Source organism: Pseudomonas sp. HR96, from assembly GCF_034059295.1.
In the GTDB taxonomy this organism is placed as follows: domain Bacteria; phylum Pseudomonadota; class Gammaproteobacteria; order Pseudomonadales; family Pseudomonadaceae; genus Aquipseudomonas.
On sequence record NZ_CP139142.1, the window covers coordinates 72,332 to 89,794 of the forward strand.

General features: G+C 55.1%; 14 protein-coding genes, 4 pseudogenes and 1 riboswitch. Of the genes and pseudogenes, 7 read left to right on the forward strand and 11 right to left on the reverse strand.

Features of this window, described 5'->3' with window-relative positions; all coding sequences use genetic code 11:
- Positions 1–238: 238 nt before the first annotated feature.
- Positions 239–598 (forward strand): histone-like nucleoid-structuring protein, MvaT/MvaU family, encoded by a 360-nt coding sequence (locus SFA35_RS25405; RefSeq protein WP_320579597.1) that lies wholly within the window; start codon positions 239–241, stop codon positions 596–598.
- Positions 599–604: 6 nt separating this feature from the next.
- On the opposite strand, the gene SFA35_RS25410 is transcribed toward SFA35_RS25405, so the two are convergent.
- The gene (locus tag SFA35_RS25410) at positions 605–1,210 is read right to left on the reverse strand and encodes a hypothetical protein (RefSeq protein ID WP_320579599.1); all 606 of its coding nucleotides are present in this window, start codon (positions 1,208–1,210) and stop codon (positions 605–607) included.
- Between the two features lie 822 nt (positions 1,211–2,032).
- Positions 2,033–2,707 carry a GntR family transcriptional regulator gene (locus tag SFA35_RS25415; protein ID WP_320579601.1) on the reverse strand — a complete coding sequence of 225 codons (675 nt, stop codon included), beginning with the start codon at positions 2,705–2,707 and terminating at the stop codon, positions 2,033–2,035.
- Positions 2,708–3,855: 1,148 nt separating this feature from the next.
- Between SFA35_RS25415 and SFA35_RS25420 the strand changes: the two genes are divergently transcribed.
- Positions 3,856–5,859: a bifunctional diguanylate cyclase/phosphodiesterase gene (locus SFA35_RS25420; RefSeq protein ID WP_320579603.1), complete on the forward strand. Its 2,004-nt coding sequence runs from the start codon at positions 3,856–3,858 to the stop codon at positions 5,857–5,859.
- A gap of 30 nt (positions 5,860–5,889) precedes the next feature.
- Here the strand turns inward: SFA35_RS25420 and SFA35_RS25425 are convergent, their stop codons facing one another.
- From SFA35_RS25425 to SFA35_RS25450, 5 genes and pseudogenes are all read right to left on the reverse strand, one after another.
- The gene (locus SFA35_RS25425) at positions 5,890–7,047 is read right to left on the reverse strand and encodes a tyrosine-type recombinase/integrase (RefSeq protein WP_320579606.1); all 1,158 of its coding nucleotides are present in this window, start codon (positions 7,045–7,047) and stop codon (positions 5,890–5,892) included.
- Complete coding sequence (locus SFA35_RS25430; protein ID WP_320579607.1) at positions 7,047–7,676, reverse strand: hypothetical protein; 630 nt, start codon at positions 7,674–7,676, stop codon at positions 7,047–7,049. Before SFA35_RS25430 ends, SFA35_RS25425 begins: the two co-directional genes overlap by 1 nt.
- 384 nt (positions 7,677–8,060) lie before the next feature.
- Positions 8,061–9,345, reverse strand: a pseudogene (locus SFA35_RS25440) (voltage-gated chloride channel family protein).
- A gap of 126 nt (positions 9,346–9,471) precedes the next feature.
- Positions 9,472–9,544: riboswitch (Fluoride riboswitch) on the reverse strand.
- Between the two features lie 257 nt (positions 9,545–9,801).
- Positions 9,802–9,999, reverse strand: a complete 198-nt coding sequence (locus tag SFA35_RS25445; RefSeq protein ID WP_320579628.1) for a hypothetical protein — start codon at positions 9,997–9,999, stop codon at positions 9,802–9,804.
- A gap of 52 nt (positions 10,000–10,051) precedes the next feature.
- Positions 10,052–10,566 (reverse strand): annotated as a pseudogene (locus tag SFA35_RS25450) (transposase); the annotation flags it as partial.
- Between the two features lie 267 nt (positions 10,567–10,833).
- Between SFA35_RS25450 and SFA35_RS25455 the strand changes: the two are divergent.
- Together SFA35_RS25455 and SFA35_RS25460 are read left to right on the forward strand one after the other, a co-directional pair.
- Positions 10,834–11,134 (forward strand): annotated as a pseudogene (locus SFA35_RS25455) (type II toxin-antitoxin system RelE/ParE family toxin).
- Positions 11,131–11,424 (forward strand): addiction module antidote protein, encoded by a 294-nt coding sequence (locus tag SFA35_RS25460; RefSeq protein ID WP_320579609.1) that lies wholly within the window; start codon positions 11,131–11,133, stop codon positions 11,422–11,424. The pseudogene SFA35_RS25455 and the gene SFA35_RS25460 overlap by 4 nt, the downstream one beginning before the upstream one ends.
- Before the next feature lie 1,054 nt (positions 11,425–12,478).
- Here SFA35_RS25460 and SFA35_RS26890 read toward each other — a convergent pair.
- From SFA35_RS26890 to SFA35_RS25470, 3 genes and pseudogenes are all read right to left on the reverse strand, one after another.
- Positions 12,479–13,537: a methyl-accepting chemotaxis protein gene (locus SFA35_RS26890; RefSeq protein ID WP_414058574.1), complete on the reverse strand. Its 1,059-nt coding sequence runs from the start codon at positions 13,535–13,537 to the stop codon at positions 12,479–12,481.
- 120 nt (positions 13,538–13,657) lie between these two features.
- A pseudogene (locus tag SFA35_RS26895) lies at positions 13,658–14,119 on the reverse strand (methyl-accepting chemotaxis protein); the annotation flags it as partial.
- A gap of 589 nt (positions 14,120–14,708) precedes the next feature.
- The gene (locus SFA35_RS25470) at positions 14,709–15,005 is read right to left on the reverse strand and encodes a hypothetical protein (protein ID WP_320579613.1); all 297 of its coding nucleotides are present in this window, start codon (positions 15,003–15,005) and stop codon (positions 14,709–14,711) included.
- 181 nt (positions 15,006–15,186) lie between these two features.
- On the opposite strand from SFA35_RS25470, the gene SFA35_RS25475 reads away from it, so the two are divergent.
- Both SFA35_RS25475 and SFA35_RS25480 read left to right on the forward strand, forming a co-directional pair.
- On the forward strand, positions 15,187–15,429 hold the full coding sequence (locus tag SFA35_RS25475) for a hypothetical protein (protein WP_320579614.1): 243 nt from the start codon (positions 15,187–15,189) through the stop codon (positions 15,427–15,429).
- Positions 15,430–15,755: 326 nt separating this feature from the next.
- Complete coding sequence (locus SFA35_RS25480) at positions 15,756–15,953, forward strand: hypothetical protein (protein ID WP_320579616.1); 198 nt, start codon at positions 15,756–15,758, stop codon at positions 15,951–15,953.
- Between the two features lie 6 nt (positions 15,954–15,959).
- Here SFA35_RS25480 and SFA35_RS25485 read toward each other — a convergent pair whose 3' ends face one another.
- Positions 15,960–16,565, reverse strand: a complete 606-nt coding sequence (locus tag SFA35_RS25485; protein ID WP_320579618.1) for a hypothetical protein — start codon at positions 16,563–16,565, stop codon at positions 15,960–15,962.
- A gap of 538 nt (positions 16,566–17,103) precedes the next feature.
- Between SFA35_RS25485 and SFA35_RS25490 the strand changes: the two genes are divergently transcribed.
- Complete coding sequence (locus SFA35_RS25490) at positions 17,104–17,376, forward strand: hypothetical protein (protein WP_320579619.1); 273 nt, start codon at positions 17,104–17,106, stop codon at positions 17,374–17,376.
- Positions 17,377–17,463 lie beyond the last annotated feature (87 nt).

The window sequence follows — 17,463 nt, forward strand, 5'->3', positions numbered from 1 at the left end:
GTATTGCCATCACAACGGCTAGGAATCTGCCCGTACACACGACCCCATCGTCTACTCTGCAGGTCGAGTCAGCTCAATGTCTTGCACAAGCTGAGGAAGGTACTCTTTACGCACCTTGCCTGCGCTGCTTGACCCCTTACGGGCATAGATGTCCGCCACCGAAACTCACAGGCACCGAAATCTGAACTGAAATCCAGGATTCGCATCGGATGCACATAGGTCACTGCCAGGGGTAATGATGTCAAAATTGGTTGATTACCGTCAGCTCGAGTGCCAAGTGGTTCAGCAGAAAGCCTTGCTGGATTCACTTCGGGACAATCCGCAGCTGCAAAAAGAGATCGAATTCGAGGAGCGGCTGAGCGCATTGCTCAATGAGTACGGCAAAAGCCTACAGGACGTGATGGCGCTACTTGATCCAGCAGCAGGCCGTGCTGATCCAGCTTCGGTCAAAGGCAAACGCCGCGCTCGCGTCATCAAGACGTACCGAAACCCACTGACGGGCAAAATCGTGCAAACCAAAAGCGGTAACAACCTCTCGTTGCGTGCCTGGAGAGTCCAGTTCGGCGTCGAAGAAGTGGAAAGCTGGGTGCAGTTTTAGTCTTCCCTATGCTAACTCCTGCGTTTCGCTGGCCCAACGATAGACAGGCCTGTGCAAGGGATAGAGCTGCGAGCGGGACATGAGCTCAGCTCCGGCCAAGCAGCACATGGCCTTCAGCTCCTGCAGGGACAGTCCATGCTGCTCGGCAATCAAACTGGCCATGTTGATGCCGCCTTGGGTGCAGACCTGCGCGAACACCTGCTGAGGAGTACACGGAGCCACAAGGCCATCACCGTTTTTAGCCGGAATGCTCAAGGCCGGCTGCTGGTAGCCAAAGTGCTCATCAAGGATCCCGCATAGGTGGTCGTACAGCCTTGGACTGTGGCCAGCAACGCCGTAGGGCCCACGTCCTATACCCGTGTGCGGAAAGACCAGAGTACGATTTTGACCGGTTCGATACAGCCGACGCAGCGCTTCGGTGACCGCTTCAACTTCGCACGGCTGGTCGGAGAAAAGCGCGGCAGTCATTAGTCCTGGTGTTTTGCGCACAGGGAGGCCGTGAGCGTTGGGCTCATCACGAACTTTGGCTTGACCGGACCGGCCTGAGCGATCCAGCGTGTCTTCGTACACGTACACATGATCGGGATTGACCCGCAACAGGTCGACACTCAAGGCCTGGGACACTTGGATATGAAATCGTCGCTGACACACTGGGTGAGCTCGCATGAGGCTGCACATGTCCTCGCAGTATGTGGGATCATCAATTGCAGTGGCAGCCATTATCCGCACATTTAGGATCCTTGCTCAATCAGCAATCTTGGGCTCTGATAAGAGGGGATAGCGTGAAAACTAAGTTATTCACAAAACCTGTGAATCAATGTGTGGATGGACGGACTTAGGCGGGCGCCCAGGCAGCGCATATCAGAGTCGGATAATTTTTAGAGTGCTCTCACGTATACACATAGCTGCCACATTTAGCTGAAGGCCTGAGAACGCACCCATCTTTGTACTCGCTTGACCAGCTATTTCCTGACTCCAGAATGCATGAACCTATGCAGGGCCTTACGCATCCTCGATAGTTCGACAGCAGCGATCTCGTCTCAGCGCGCGGCCATCTGCAGCGGGTCAACCAGCAGCGAGCCGCGTTCACCTCTACTAGCACGGCGGGCCACAGGCCGTCCAGATCAGCATGGCAACGGCGAGGGCGCTCGGCGTATTCATCGCTGAGCTCGGGGTTAATCAACGCATCGCCACAAACATCCCCGGTCTATTCCGTACCTGCGTATCAGGCCCTGCAGCGCGCACCCTCGCGGTTACGCTAGGTCATACACCTCAATAGATCATGGGACTATGAATTCGCTGGAATAGCTTGCGCCATGCTTTAAATGGTGCATCGAAGGATGCATTCGGGCTAATGCGGCAGTCGACTGACACCCCTGCAGCGTTGGAAGCGCTGATAAAATTTAAGGAATGCAATATTCTTGTAAACGAGCATCAAGGAAAATTTTCTTTACACATGGCAAAAAGATGAGCCCTCCACTGCTCTATAGCATTTGTTTTGTCGCGCTGTTTTATATTTTTTATTAACTCGTTCACAGAGTATTCGAGGCAAGAAAAGTTTTGCTCACCTGATAAATAACTCCCTAGTAAAATTATTGACTTTTCAAGCTCATCCATTGCTATTGCACGCAAATAAGGAGAATCGGATAGGCTGTACAATGAGATACAAAAATTTCGATATGCTGATATTGAAACTTCGTATTCCAAACCACCCAAAGAAAAATGTTCCGGAAAAACCTCTTCTGCCAATAAATCAACCCTATTGATTACTCCGCCTATTATGTGGGGCTCAAGTATGATTCTTAGTGCATGAGCCTCTGCAGCCACGTCGTATATATGACCACTGACAATCGTTCCATAAAATCTAGTGGATACTATAAACCCTTCAAGCTCCAATTGCCTCATAGCTTCTCGTACCGGCATTCGGCTGACCCCAAATATTTTCGCCAGATACTCTTGGGGCAATCTAGTTCCGGGAGGCAAGCGGCCAGAATTGATGGCGGCATTTAAGAAATTAAATATATCTTCTCTGTTGTACTTGCACAGATTATAATCCACGTCGAAGGCATTTGAAATATTTAACTTACTGTCTCGCAGATTTAATATCATAAGAATCTCATTTTCAAATAATAAAGTAACCATATATTATAAATACGTCACTGACCATCGGTTAGCTTTGTTGCGGGAATTTCATTTTTTTGCTTTCAGTTTGCCATATCAATCCACATCGCGGCATCTTCTCATCTACAAAAAAAGCGTTGAGTACATGACTGGCTTTCTCCTGAAATTGGCTGAATGAATTCCGCACTGACCGGCTCATGCACGGACTGCGCTTCAGTACGCAGAGAGCCACTTTTGGTGTCGAGCTGCGCATGGCCAGCGAACGAGCTGACTATCGACAAATTTCTCATGGCCTGAGTTAGGCAAACTGTAGTACGAAGGTCACAGCCGATGCGGGTAACCCGTCCAAAAAATCGGGAAAGCCGCAGTGCTTACGCTCTCAAGCCAGCTCCGTCGCCCGGGTCATAGGCGACCATGGCCTTAAGCACCGTTGAAGCTGGCCAGTGGCTGTTGCTGTTGGCAGCCATGAGCAGGGGGGCATCGGATCGCCGGAGCTGACATATACTTCAAGGGATCGCAGAGTAAAATCTCGATGAGTTCAGCGTCCGTTGTTGATCAGGCCAAGCTTTTCCGGGTCGGTGGACTTACCCACAAAAAAAGGGGATAGCCCTGTGGATAAAGCTCCCGACAAGCCGGGTAACCCTTTGCTCAGCGAGGGCACCTGGAAATGGTCAAATATTGATCAGTGTATAGGTGCTGTGGCTTATCTTCACGCGGGCGTCTTCAGCACGGGGTGTAATTCTAGGTACGCATAATGCGTTGCGAGCTCACGCTCAGCGGGCCGGCGAAGGGGCGCCAGTCGGGATGCTGACGCAAGTATTTGGTGGGAGAAACCCAAACCGACGCCGGCTGCGGGTCGGCCGGAATGCGAGGTAGGCCCGTACGTTCATGACGCCGATCTATGACAGCTGCTTGTCGCGGGTGTGCAGGGCCCAAAGCAGGAAGCGCTCGACTTCCTTGCGCATAGCACGGCGGGTCTTGAGGTTGTCGGTGGTCGCCTCGAGCCAAATGGCAGCAGGCTCATAACGATGTCGGATGACCGCTGGGCAGATTGCAGTGGCTAAAAACCGAATGAAGCGTAGCATAATGGCTTTTGGCCATTGTCAGGCCCAGCTTACTCCTGCTGCGAGATTTCTATGTTTGACGCTAGCCTGATTAACCGAGAACTCGAAAAGAAAACCAGCGTCGCAAGTTTCTCTGAGCATCTTGAGCTTCGTTATCAAAGCGATATTCACATCGCTCGTCGACGCCATTTGATACTGTGCATGATATTGGGTGGTTTTACCTTCGGTAGCTTTTCATTCTGGACGATATTTATCAATCCGGATCAGTTCTTATCAGCTAGTCTTCAGATGTTAGGGACCTGTATACCGAGCACTCTATTCGGAGTGTTACTTTTAAGGAGGCTATCAGAGCGCTGGAGAGAATACATCTCCATGGTACCCTCATACACTGGATTTATTGTTGCCTATAATGTTGTAATCAACGGAGAACAACCTGCCTCGGGTGAGCAGTCCCTTTTCATGTTTTGCTGGCCGCTGATGCTGATCTATGTCAATACCTGTATGAAGAGCCCGTTCAAGATTGCGCTGCTTTACAACATATTTTGTCTGGCATTAACAGGCTGGGGTGTACATGCAGCGCCTATCTCCCTTAGCGCTGGGGGGTTAATAATGACCGCTATCGGCTCTTCATCGTTTTTCTCGTTGCTTGGTAACTACTGGTCCAACGCTGAAGCCAGACGAAATTATTTATACTGGCTGCGTGAGGAAACCAGGGCCTTGAGCCTGACCGACGCCAACAGTGATTTACAGCGTCTTTCAGAAACCGATGCATTGACGGGCCTAGCGAATCGTCGGCAAATACAACCGCAGCTCGATGAGCTTACGGCAAAGCACTTGAATGAAGAATCTGAAGGTGCTGTATTATTGATCGATATAGACCACTTTAAACGCTACAATGATCATTATGGACATCTTGTTGGCGATGAATGCCTAAAAACTGTCTCCGCTGCTCTAAGTGGTTGTTTGACCGCGCCTTGTTCAATTGCCCGATTCGGTGGAGAGGAATTTATTGCCGTTTTGCCAGAGACCTCCCATGACGAAGCTCGCAAGATTGCTCACCGCATCTTGCAGACCATACGTGAGCAAGAAATTGCTCACCTGGGACGTACGGACGGCCTGTCCATCATCACCGTCAGCATCGGCTTGGCGCACAGTGCCAGTAGTGAGCTGACTGATGCCACTTCACTTCTGGACCAAGCTGACAAGGCACTGTATCGAGCTAAACGAGCCGGCCGCAATCGCTTGGAGGATACGGGATTCATATTCTCGCTCAACGGCGAGGCTCTGCTCACCCCCGAAGATATACGAGAAGCCTTGGCGACAGAGCAATTCGAACTACACTACCAGCCGCTTTATCAGCTCGAACCGTATCAGCTGATCGGATATGAAAGTCTTATTCGCTGGCGGCATCCGAAGCTCGGAACTGTACCTCCGGACTTGTTCATCGCCATGGCTGAACGCAGCGGATTGATCAACGCCATAGGCGATTGGGTTTTGAATAAAGCATGTCAGCAAGCCAGCCTTTGGCATGATACGGTCCATATATCGGTGAACCTTTCACCCATACAGCTTTTGAATAATAATTTTCCGATGAAGGTAGCAGAGGCATTACTCTATCACGGTCTCGCCGGGCACCGCCTGATACTGGAACTCACCGAGGGCGCTCCCTTGCTTATTGATGACCAGATTGTAAGCACGGTGTTAGGTATCAGGAATCTTGGCGTGCGCTTGGCTTTGGATGATTTCGGCCAGGGCCATGCTAACCTCAGCTATCTTTTGAAGCTTCCATTCCAATCCCTTAAGGTTGATCGGGAGATATTGAGAATGAATGATCAAACCCAACGCGAGCAAGTTCTGGAGGCACTTCTAAAATTAGGGCATGCTCTGGGGCTCAAGGTTTTGGCTGAGGGTGTCGAAACCGCTGAAGATCTAGAATTATTGCACAGACTTGGCTATGACCAAGCTCAAGGTTATTATCTAGGACGTCCTCAACCCGACACATTTTCTTGTAGCGCATTGCCCCCTACGCAGTCGTTGGCTCCTAGTCGTCATCTCCATATGGTGACAATCAAATAACCACTACCCCTAGGGCCGATGTTTTAATGATTAACAGCCGGCCGGCGTCTTGAGAGGCTCACTAACCTGGTTGTGCATCTGGTTCGCTTCGGCATGTAAATAGCGACTCGTGGTGTCGAGCCGCGCATGCCCGGCGAGCGAGCGCACCATGACCAGATCGCCCGTGGCCTGGGCCAGATGACTGAAGCACGAATGCCGCAACCAGTGCGTGGTGGCCTCGCCCAGGCGATCGGCCAGTTCGTACTGCCGCCGTTCCCGGGCCAGCTCCGCCGCTCGGGTCATGATGTCGATCATGGCCTTGAGCACGGTGCTGTGGCTGGCTCGCTTGCCCTTGCTGTTGGCCGCCATCAGCAGGGGCGTCGACTCGCCGGGCAGGATCTCGGCGGGCAGCCCCATGGCCTGCCGGTAATACTGGAGCTCTTTGAAAAGCGCCTCGGAGATCGGCACCTCGCGCCGCTTGTTGCGCTTGCCGTCCACCATCAGCCACAGATGGCCGCTGGCTGAACGGCGCAGCGTGCCCATGTTCGAGGCGGTGGCCTCGAAGGTGCGCAAGCCCGTCATATAAAAGAGGCTCAACATGAAGTGGTCCCGCGCGCGCTTGAGCGGACTTTTGGTCGCCGCAATCGCTTCGAAGGCCAGCGCGATGCCCTCCACCGGCAGCAGCCGCTGGATCATGGGATCAACCGCTGCCTGCGGTTTTTTTACCAGGGCCACTGGATTGCCCTTGAGCCAGCCGGCCTTGACCATCCAGCTGTACAAGCTGCCCAGCTGGACCAGGGCGTAGCGCTGTGAACTGACGCCCAATGGCCCGGCGAACGGGCGCCAGTCCGGGTGTTGCCGCGGGTGTTTGGTGGGGGAGACCCACACCGAGGCCGGCTGCGGGTCGGCCAGGAATGCGAGGTAGGCGCGTACGTCCATGACGCCGATCTGCGACAGCCCCTTGTCGCGCGCGTGCCGAGCCCAAAGCAGGAAGCGCTCGGCTTCCTTGCGCATGGCGCGGCGGGTCTTGGGGTTGTCGGTGGTCGCCTCGAGCCAGATAGCGGCGGCCTCGAAGTCGGAACGGGCCTGGACCAGGTCCGGGACCGCTGGCAGGACGTGATCGCGCTCGGCCGGTTGCGCGCGCTCGATCAAGCCGCTGCGCTGAAAATCCACGGCCATGACCTGAGGCTTTACGACGGCTGTGCTCATCAGAAGCCCTGCCGCGTCTTGCCGGTGAACACGACCCAGTCATCCATCTGCTCAGGGTCGAGCCACAGCGTGTGGCCGTGCGCCGATTCGCACAGGTATTCCTCCTGCGCTTCGCCGTCGCTGCCCACTCCCAAACGGACATCCACCACCAGCAGCACCGCGCCTTCTTGGACGAAGCTGCCGATGTCACTGATGACCGCAAGCTCCGAGCCCAGTCCGACATAGCCCTGGTAACGAAAGCCGTCGGGCAGCGATGCGTACGGCTCGGGCTCCTCCTCGTCCTGCCACGGTGCCGGCAAGGCGACCACGGTGGGCGCCGAAGGGGTCAGCGGATGGTCGGGATGCCCCGGGGGTGAACGCCGGGGACGCGGCGGGCACAGAAACAGGCGCGCGGCCGTCACCGCGGCGCGCTCGCGGCGCAGCAGGGAGGGCAGGGCACGCACCGCGTCATCCCAGCGCGTTTCGCGGCTGGCATCGGCCGCTACGCGGCTGAGGGTTTCGGGGCGCACGTTCCAGCGCAGGGCCACATCGGCCATGCGCCAGCCTTTGCGGCGGATCAGGTGCTTAAATTCCGCCGGCGTAAGGGTGGGAGGGCGAAGGAGCTTCAGGCCGATATTGACTTGATCCATGGCGCATGTTTTACCCATTCAATCGCTTGATCTCCATGATTTCATGTTCCTCGATCTTGGGTAACGCCTGCGGTGAGCTGAGGTAAGTAGTCATACGACTAATTCAGACCGGCTACCGTGCTGCATAACCCTTGGACCTAGCTTCGGTCCGGGTCCTAAAGCTTCGGGGTTGTATCCCAGCAAGAAGCAATCCAAGTAAGCCTAAATAGCCTGCGGTCACGGTGCGTAGAATCACCTGCTCGATCTTCGCCGCAGTGGCCACTCTCAACAGGTGCTGAGCCAGCACAGGAGGGCTGAGTCGGTGCCAGAACCGGGTCACACGAGCTCGGCTGGCACTTGGAAAATACAGCTGCAACGTGGTCAGGCGATTCGGTTTTGATTCACTCATTTCTGCTTATCCTCCGGCACTGCTTTTAGCGTGCTCTCGGCCTTGCGTTGCGCTTGAAAGGTCTTGATCTCCGAAAGGCGGATATCAGTGGGCAGCACGTGACGATGTTTGCTGTGGCCCACGCGCTGGGCGAGATAGATCCCGGTATGGCCGGGACACCAGATAGCTGGCGATGCAAGCAATCGCGGCGAGTGGGGCGATCTCGGGGCCGAACAGCTCCATGGCCATGACGATCGTTGCCAGCGGGGTGTTGGCGGCGCCGGCGAAGACCGCAACGAAGCCGATGCCGGCGAGCATCGAGAACGGCAAGTGCAGCAGCGGTGCAAGTGCATTGCCCAGCGTCGCGCCGATGTAGAACAGCGGCGTGACCTCGCCACCCTTGAACCCTGTACCGAGTGAGGCGACGGTAAACGCAAGCTTGCCGAACCAGTCCCAGGGCGCGACCGGCGTTGCGAAGGATTGAACGATGCTCGGAATGCCCAGGCCGATGTACTGATACGCATCGAGTGCCCACACCGCTGTCGCCACCACAATCCCCCCCACCACAGGGCGCAACGGCGAGTAGGGAATCAGCTTTTTTATCCACGCGCCAAGGGTGTGGGTGGCGGTAGCGAACAGCAGCCCTGCCAGCCCGAACACGATGCCTGCGACGACTACTGCCGTCACCGTCCAGAACTGCACGGGTGCGATCTCGCCGATGACGTAGTGGGTGTGCACGAGGCCCCAGAGCAGCCCAACCTGATCAGCGGCGATGGCGGCGACCATGCAAGGGAATAGCGCGTCGTAGCGCATGCGGCCAATGGCGAGCACCTCAAGGCCGAACAGTGCTCCGGCCAGCGGCGTACCGAAGACCGAAGCGAAGCCTGCGCTGATTCCCGCCATGAGCATGATTCGGCGATCTTCGCGGCGCAGACGGAACAGGTGAGTTATCTGATCGGCCAGTGCGCCACCCATTTGTACGGCAGTGCCTTCGCGTCCGACCGATGCGCCAAACAAATGCGAGATCAGCGTACCCGCAAGCACCAGGGGCACCATTCGCAACGGGATGGTTTTTTTAGGGTCGTGAATCTCGTCGATCAGCAGGTTGTTGCCCGCATCCACCGGCTTGCCGATCAGGTAGTAAATCAGCCCCACCGCAAAGCCTGTCACGGGCAACAGCCATATGGCCCAGCGATGGGTTTCACGCCCTTGGGTCGCGTGATCGAGGGAGAACAGAAACAGCGCGGATGCCAATGCCGCCAGAAGCGCTACGGCACTGGCAAGCACCAACCATTTGCCGATTTAAGGAAGCAGGTCGAGTTGTTCAGGTTTTCTGAGTTTTGACATGGGGGTCAGCCACATAGAGGAAAGTGGGCCTGACCAAGAAGAGAATTTTGCGCCGGACGCCTACAGCCCTGTCTTGACCAGGTTTCTGTAGGCATCATCAGCTGCTATTGGCGCAGCGGTTGGTAAGTGGAGGAATGCCATCTCCAGTGCCAGATCATAGAGATCTCTCCCGGAGATGTAAAATGTTGTCGCTACGATGATGGGTTGCGCTCCTAGAGATCGTTCTGAGCGGCGGTAATATCGACCTGCACCCCATACATGAATCTGAACGGCCGCTTCTGGCGTTAGCTGTCCCTCGCGGGTAGCGGCTGCATTGAATGGGATCTTTATTACAGAGGTAGAGCGCCTGCCAGCCCATTCATGTCCATTGCCAAGGCAAGGTCGGCAGAGCGTTACTTGATCGGCTCACGATTACCCCATACAACAGCAGGCTGTTCTGGAACGCACCCAACCCTGCACTCGCCTGACTACCTCTTTACCCACTCCGAAATGCACAAATCCATGTGGCGCCTCTCGCACCACCCACAGTTCGACGGCAACCATTTCGCCCCAGCGTGCGGCCATCTGCAGCGTGTCATCCAGCAGCGGGTCGCGCTCACCCACCACCATCACTGCAGAAGGCAGGCCGGTCAGATCGGCATACAACGGCGACAACGGGGGCGATGCTTCGACTGCCCGCAGCGCTTCGGCTTTGGGTAAACAGTTCGTTCACGCGGCTGCGCAAAATCACCCGTTCGGCATCAGGGGATCGGCGTTTTCGACAGTATGCGTAGTAGCAAGATCGGGTGACTTCAAATACCGAGCACAACAGATCAACGGGCTCCTCGGAGCGAAGCTGATCGACTAACGCGAGCGCTCGTGTTCCTCGGCCATCAAGAGCGCGGTAGCCTTTTTTAGGATCGACTTTTCCCGTTCCAGGCGATTGATTCGGGCTTCCAATTCTTGGATTTTTTGCTGCTCAGGTGTTAACGCCTTGCTGGTCGGCGTGACGCCGCCACGTTCTTGCTGGAGCTGGTTCACCCAACGACGCAAGGCCGACTCAACCAGGCCAAGCGAACGGGCCGCCTCGGTATGGCTGTAGCCTTGGTCGAGCACAAGGCAGGCAGCCTCGCGCTTGAACTCAGGGGTAAAGGTACGATGTTGCTTGGTCGTCAGACACCTCTCTGTGGCGAGCATTCTCGCCTAAATGGGTGTCCGGTTTCATTAGACCACTACATTGCCACATCCCGTCAGGCGGTGATAAAAGTCCGCGCTAAGGCTGCGAAATGACCGGGTACGTATGCCAGACAACCGATCCAGATCAGCGGCTAGGGAAGACATGATCGCAGCCACCACCTGGTTGGCACGCTTCCATATATTTTCGACCAATGCGTGTGCAGATAAATTTAGCATAAGACACAAGCAACCATGGGTCATGGTGTGATTTATACGCTACAATATCCTATGAAAACGATCAAACAAACCTCTGACTACCGCACCTGGGAAAGCAAGCTGAGACAAGCGGGCTAAAGCCGCTATTGCCGCACGGATATTCCGTGTGGCTACTGGACTGATGGGTGATGTGTCGCCGGTTGGCCAAGGCGTCAGCGAACTCCGTATTCACTACGGACCAGGGTACCGGATCTATTTTCAGCAGCGCGGCGATGAGCTGGTGATTTTGTTGTGCGGTGGGGACAAGGGCACGCAAGCCCGTGATATTGAGGCAGCAAAAATACTCGCCAAAAATTGGAGCGACGATGAATGAAAGAACCTCTATACGATTACGATCCTGCCGCCGCGCTGAGCGATCCTGAAAGCATTGCCATTTTCATGGCTGACGCCTTTGAGACCGGGGACGCCGGGCACATCGCCAAAGCCCTTGGGGTAGTTGCCAGAGCCAAAGGAATGACCGAGATAGCCAAGCAATCGGGACTGTCGCGCGAAATGCTTTACCGATCGTTTAGCGAGCAGGGCAACCCCACGCTAAAAACCATGCTAGCCGTTATGCGAGCGGTTGGCGTCGACATGACTACACGGCAGCACGTTTCCAATTGATCTGCTTTTTAGCGCTTTGGCTTGACTCAAAGCTCTGAAGCGGGGTGCTTGGAGTACTGAGTAGGGCAGCGGGAAATAACTCTTTGGAGCGAGGCCGCGGAGCGGGCACTGGCCGTTATTTCTTCGCCCTAGAGCGCGCACCTGGTGGTGGGTCTGCTTGTCGGCTTCGGTCAGGTGCGGTCCGGCTGCTTAGGATCAAGCGGCTCGCCAGTGATCCGGATTTCCCTTATTCGCATCTCTCACACATGCTACTAGAGGTTTGAGGCCCAGCCTTCTGTCCGCCACGATCGCTTCTTCTTGGGTTTTGTACTCTGCCTGCGCAGCCTTCGCTCCACCTACCAGCTCAAGAATGTATCCGGTGATAGGAGCGCCTTCGGGTCTTCCTTTGGGCTGGGGCTTTACAAACACATTTTCCATGCGATTTCTCCCGCGTTACTAGACGAGATGAATAAGGGATGCGTGCATGAGACCAAGATTCATATTTTCGACCTTACGACGAGGTATTGGGTAACGCATCCGCATTGTTTGCGGCCCCGACCAGTCATGCTACCCGCTTGCTTTGTAACGTAAAACTTACCCACAAAAACCGGGGATAGTCCTGTGGACAGACCCTGGCTTTGCCTGCCAAGGCTCAGCCCGACAGGCACCAAGTACTGCTGATTAATATTTGATCAGTCACATAACAATGACCTGGCTTTGGTCTACCCGCAATAACCGGAAACTCCAGCGTGCGCTTGTATGCGTAGATGCGTTCAAAGTTGACCCGCAGCACATCCGAGCCGACTACTTGATGTCGCTGCGGTTGGCGAACGGCCCTATGCCGAAACTATAAATAGGTCACAATTCCTGACCCTAAGTCGCGGCCAGCGGCCATCTGTGGCTGATGGTCGACGGCAAGCGCAACAAGCGCCGCGATAGAACAAGCTCAGCATGAAGTGATCCTGGGCACACTTGAGCGTGCTCCTGGCTGCCGCTATCGCCTTGAAGGACAGTGCGATGCCTTCCATTGATATCTTTCAAATGCGTTAGGGCTTAAACCCCGTGTCCCATTAAATCAAGCTGCATCAAAGAACGCCACTTTTTGCGTTAGACGATTGGCCAACTCAGACAGTTTCTCACTAGCCGCTGCCACCTGTTGTGAGCCGCTGGCCGACTTGACGGTTGAGCTGTGGATACGTGTGATATTTTGGGCTACGTCCTCGGCCACGGCGTTTTGCTGGACCGAAGCGGTGGCTATCTGGGCATTCATATGGTTAATGGATCCGACCTGCTCGCTGATCTTGGACAAGGCGACTTGAGCGCTACGGGTTTGGGTCACGGTCTGGCGTACCACAGCACAACTCTCGCGCATAGTCTTAGCAGCATTCTCGGTGCCGATCTGCAAGGTGCTAATCATCTCGCGGATCTCCTGAGTCGATTGCTGGGTACGGTTGGCCAGCGAGCGAACCTCATCGGCTACCACTGCGAAGCCGCGGCCGTGCTCACCAGCCCTTGCTGCCTCGATGGCCGCGTTGAGGGCTAACAGGTTAGTTTGAGAGGCGATGGAGTTGATCACTTCGATAACTGTCTCGATTTTCTCGCTGTGTACCGACACCTGCTCTACGATGCTTGTAGTCTGGGTCAAGGTCGCCGCCAACTCCTCGATAGCTTGGGTGGTGTTCGCCACCAGACGATTGCCGCTCTCGACTTCGCTGTCGGCCAGCCGCGAGGCGACCGCTGCCTGGGCTGCATAGCCCGAGACTTCGTTGACAGTTGCCGCCATTTGAGTAATGGCCGTAGCGACTTGCTGGGCTTCGTGAGTTTGGAGGCTAATCTGCTCGTTGTTGGTTGACGAGGTAGCCGTCAGGTGCACGGAAGAACGGTTGACCTCCTGGGCAGCCAAGCGTACCTGGGTGATGGTTTCAGAAAGATGAGTGAGCGCGGTTTTCAGGACGCCCATCACGCTATTAGGGTAACGGGTCACGATGTTCTGATGGAGATCGCCGGCCGCCAGGCGCTGGATAGCCGTGGCCACCTCCGTCGGTTCGCCACCCAGGGTGGATTTAACGAATCGGATAATGACCACCGACAGCATGATGCTCAGCAAAAGCGCCATGCCCGTGGCGATCAGCATCAGGGTGCTGAACTGGCTAGCAGTAGTCTGAACCGCGCCCAACTTAATGTTGATAGACGCCTCCTCATAGTCGATCAGAGCATTGATCCGTTTGAGCCACTCTGTGTAATAGCCGGAAGTTTGCTGAAGCAGCAAGGCCTGGGCCCCGGCCAGATCGCCGGATCGACGCAGGGTGATCAAGAGCTGCGTTGACTTCAAAGTTTGCTGCTCGATGTCCTTGATAGCGTCTAATAAACCGCGCTCATCTGAGGTAATGTTCACGCCTGTGAATAGCTGATCCATGGGGACAGCAGAGTTCACATATGCTTTTTCCAAGCTTGTCATTTCTGCCAGATGGACATCGAGATCCCGGTCATTACTGACCAAGACCGCATCACGGATGGCTATAGCGCGGTTGTGAACGCTGCCACGAAAATTGATCGCGTAGCGTTGCACCTTGGCTGCGTTCTGGCTGACGTCATTGAGCGTTGAATCAATAAAGCCGACACGTTGAATGCCAATACTGGTGATTAATACCAATAATGCCAACATCGCAGCGAAGCTGAGCCCTATACGGGTGGCCAGCGAAATCGGATTTTTCATTTAGTGAACTCATAGGAATGCTGGTCGATCTCAGCAGAGGCAAGATACGGCATATAGCCATCACTCAGTTTTGGGCACATTACTGATTACCAATCAAGAAACCCAATAAATTATCCAAGCACAAGTGATAGAGAGAGCCTATGGCTTTTTGACGTCTTTATTTTGACAAATGTAGTGATCTACTAACTCCGAGCACCTTTGGTGCTCTTGGCGCACTACGATGCTACCGAACGTTTCACCTTCCCCGACGATCACGGCGTGCAGATCTACTTGGCCGACGGCAAGGAGCTGACGGATGTCGGGTAGACAGGGCAATGGTCGAGGGCAGGGAATACGACTAGGCCTAGGACGCGCTGGAGGCGCCGTCGCGTTTTTTTCAGCTTCCCGGCAGCTTATGCGGCCTTACAGTCAGCCGCCGACGTCATTCGAGCTTGATCGTCTTCAACACTCGGGCATGGTACTCCACATAAGCGTTGAGCTGATTTACATACCGGCGAGCGAGCTGAATGCTTCCCTCGCTGGACTTCAGCAGCGCATTGATCTGCAAGACCATTTCCGGATTTTCGAAATCAGCAGGCAGCGCCAATCGTTACTGGATGAACCGCAGATTTTTCTCTGCCTTATCAAGGCCTATTGTTTGCAACTTTTGCGCGTCTTCAGCGGTCAGCGCAGACGTTTTGAAAAATTCCATAGCGCAGCGGTTGATATCAGGGTTGTGGGTAAAGATGTCCGGTTCCCTGTGGTGCAACTGGAGCAAGTACTCCAACTCGCGGTGCAAGGCACGAGCCTCGTCCTGGTAATGCGAGCATCGCTGCACCATGCCTGCCGCTGCCGCTTGCATCTCTGTAGCGAATCTCAGGGTTTCGGCCAGATCCAAATGTTCCATGTTCTGTTCCATCGACAGTGATGACGGGCAAGGCGATCAGCCACGTCTGTTGGATTGTCCCCTGGACAAACAGTGCGCAGCCCGCGGTACTTATTTGATTTTCTGCCTATCAGCTTCGCTCAATCAATAGGTTTTCCGATGAATATCAAATTCATGCTCTCGTTGCAGCGACCGTCGCCGCATGCCTGATAGGTTGCGCCACCCGGCGGAGATTCAACGGCAAAACGACCAGCTGCTGATCAATGCCAACCTGCAGCAGATCCAAGCCAATCAAATAAAGGTGCTGGTCCTGCAGCAGGCTCAGGCAGGGTATCAGCTGCAGGGCAACACGTTATTGAATACCCAAAGCCCAGCTCCAGAAGCAAAGCAATGCCCTGCAGTCGGTTCATATCGAGCAGGGCCATGCCAAAGCGGTGCGGCGTGACTGAACAAAGCCTGGCACTGGCCGTGTCCTCATGTTTTTCTCGAGACGCAAAGGCGATCGCCTGGCCATTCCGGAACTCCTGTCCTGCCATGGCGCGGCGGCTGCATTTGATCCGATCGCGTCCAAGGCCTCACGTCGATGAGGGCAGACGGCTGGAGCAGTGACACGCCAAATAAAACTTGATCCATGGAGCATGTTTTTTCCGATTTGATAGCTCTAGTTTGAGGGTTGCAGCGATTTAAGCTTTTCGCAAGTCTTTGTGCGGCCACTCGGGCACGGTGATGCCTGCGACCGCCGGCCTCAAATACTCGTGATAATAGAACGTAATGACGCTACTTGATCCAGCAGCAGGCCGTGCTGATCCAGCTTCGGTCAAAGGCAAACGCCGCGCTCGCGTCATCAAGACGTACCGAAACCCACTGACGGGCAAAATCGTGCAAACCAAAAGCGGTAACAACCTCTCGTTGCGTGCCTGGAGAGTCCAGTTCGGCGTCGAAGAAGTGGAAAGCTGGGTGCAGTTTTAGTCTTCCCTATGCTAACTCCTGCGTTTCGCTGGCCCAACGATAGACAGGCCTGTGCAAGGGATAGAGCTGCGAGCGGGACATGAGCTCAGCTCCGGCCAAGCAGCACATGGCCTTCAGCTCCTGCAGGGACAGTCCATGCTGCTCGGCAATCAAACTGGCCATGTTGATGCCGCCTTGGGTGCAGACCTGCGCGAACACCTGCTGAGGAGTACACGGAGCCACAAGGCCATCACCGTTTTTAGCCGGAATGCTCAAGGCCGGCTGCTGGTAGCCAAAGTGCTCATCAAGGATCCCGCATAGGTGGTCGTACAGCCTTGGACTGTGGCCAGCAACGCCGTAGGGCCCACGTCCTATACCCGTGTGCGGAAAGACCAGAGTACGATTTTGACCGGTTCGATACAGCCGACGCAGCGCTTCGGTGACCGCTTCAAATTCGCACGGCTGGTCGGAGAAAAGCGCGGCAGTCATTAGTCCTGGTGTTTTGCGCACAGGGAGGCCGTGAGCGTTGGGCTCATCACGAACTTTGGCTTGACCGGACCGGCCTGAGCGATCCAGCGTGTCTTCGTACACGTACACATGATCGGGATTGACCCGCAACAGGTCGACACTCAAGGCCTGGGACACTTGGATATGAAATCGTGGTCGACACATTGGATGAGTTCACCATAGGGCTACAGCTGTTCTCGCAGTATGCAGGATCACCAGTAACAGTGGCAGCAGTGATGTTCACATCCGCGGATTAATCCAGCTCGATCGGCAATCCATAGCGTCTGAAAAGGGCATAGTGAAAAACTTAATTTACCCACAAAAACCGGGGATTAACGTGTGGATAAGCGGCTTGAAGATTACGCTCAGGCAGCGTACATCTGGCTCGGGAGGTTTTGATCACTTTTTGATCGATGCATTCTGGAGTCTTCAACGCGCCAATCACACATAGGTACTTCCAACACCGACCTGACGTGCTCATACATATGCGGAGCCTCGGTTTGCCGGGGGATATGGGGAGCAGGGCCGTTTTCAATGTGCTCGCACAAGAATGTCCGCCCCAGGGGGATTTTGTTTTACCTGGTGGGCGCTAGGCCCCCCTTGACGTACTATAAATGGGCCCGAGGTTTGCGCCCGGTTTATCCCCCTTCCACCGGAGCCGCGCATGTCATTTGCCGATCTTGAGTTCCTGGACACCTCGGGCCTGCCGCGCGGTTTGTCCGAACAGGCTTATGCCACCTGGCGCATGGCCCTGCGCGATTTGTACCGGAGTCAGACCGAGATCCAGGTCGAACATGCGTTCCAGTTCTGTCGTGGTTTCGTGCAGGCCCTGCAGGATATGCAGGTAGTCGAACCGGAGGTGTGTCTGTTTCTCGAAGCCCAGGTGCGAGGGATTTGGATCGAACGCGTTTCTGCCTTCCAGGCACGAGGTCATTAATGCGAGGCGCCATTCAAATGGAGACATTGCACGCGATGCTTGAGAGCGGTGCCGTGCGCGAAATACTGGTAAGTCGTCATCAGGACA

Excerpts from the sequence above, each read along its gene's own strand:
- SFA35_RS25470 (WP_320579613.1), bottom strand. The coding sequence starts at position 15,005 with ATGGAACATTTGGATCTGGCCGAAACCCTGAGATTCGCTACAGAGATG.
- SFA35_RS25425 (WP_320579606.1), bottom strand. The coding sequence starts at position 7,047 with ATGAGCACAGCCGTCGTAAAGCCTCAGGTCATGGCCGTGGATTTTCAG.
- SFA35_RS25415 (WP_320579601.1), bottom strand. The coding sequence starts at position 2,707 with ATGATATTAAATCTGCGAGACAGTAAGTTAAATATTTCAAATGCCTTC.
- SFA35_RS25490 (WP_320579619.1), top strand. The coding sequence starts at position 17,104 with ATGTCATTTGCCGATCTTGAGTTCCTGGACACCTCGGGCCTGCCGCGC.
- SFA35_RS25405 (WP_320579597.1), top strand. The coding sequence starts at position 239 with ATGTCAAAATTGGTTGATTACCGTCAGCTCGAGTGCCAAGTGGTTCAG.
- SFA35_RS25420 (WP_320579603.1), top strand. The coding sequence starts at position 3,856 with ATGTTTGACGCTAGCCTGATTAACCGAGAACTCGAAAAGAAAACCAGC.
- SFA35_RS25445 (WP_320579628.1), bottom strand. The coding sequence starts at position 9,999 with ATGGTGGTGGGTGAGCGCGACCCGCTGCTGGATGACACGCTGCAGATG.
- SFA35_RS25430 (WP_320579607.1), bottom strand. The coding sequence starts at position 7,676 with ATGGATCAAGTCAATATCGGCCTGAAGCTCCTTCGCCCTCCCACCCTT.
- SFA35_RS25475 (WP_320579614.1), top strand. The coding sequence starts at position 15,187 with ATGCCTGATAGGTTGCGCCACCCGGCGGAGATTCAACGGCAAAACGAC.
- SFA35_RS25460 (WP_320579609.1), top strand. The coding sequence starts at position 11,131 with ATGAAAGAACCTCTATACGATTACGATCCTGCCGCCGCGCTGAGCGAT.
- SFA35_RS25480 (WP_320579616.1), top strand. The coding sequence starts at position 15,756 with ATGACGCTACTTGATCCAGCAGCAGGCCGTGCTGATCCAGCTTCGGTC.
- SFA35_RS26890 (WP_414058574.1), bottom strand. The coding sequence starts at position 13,537 with ATGCTGATCGCCACGGGCATGGCGCTTTTGCTGAGCATCATGCTGTCG.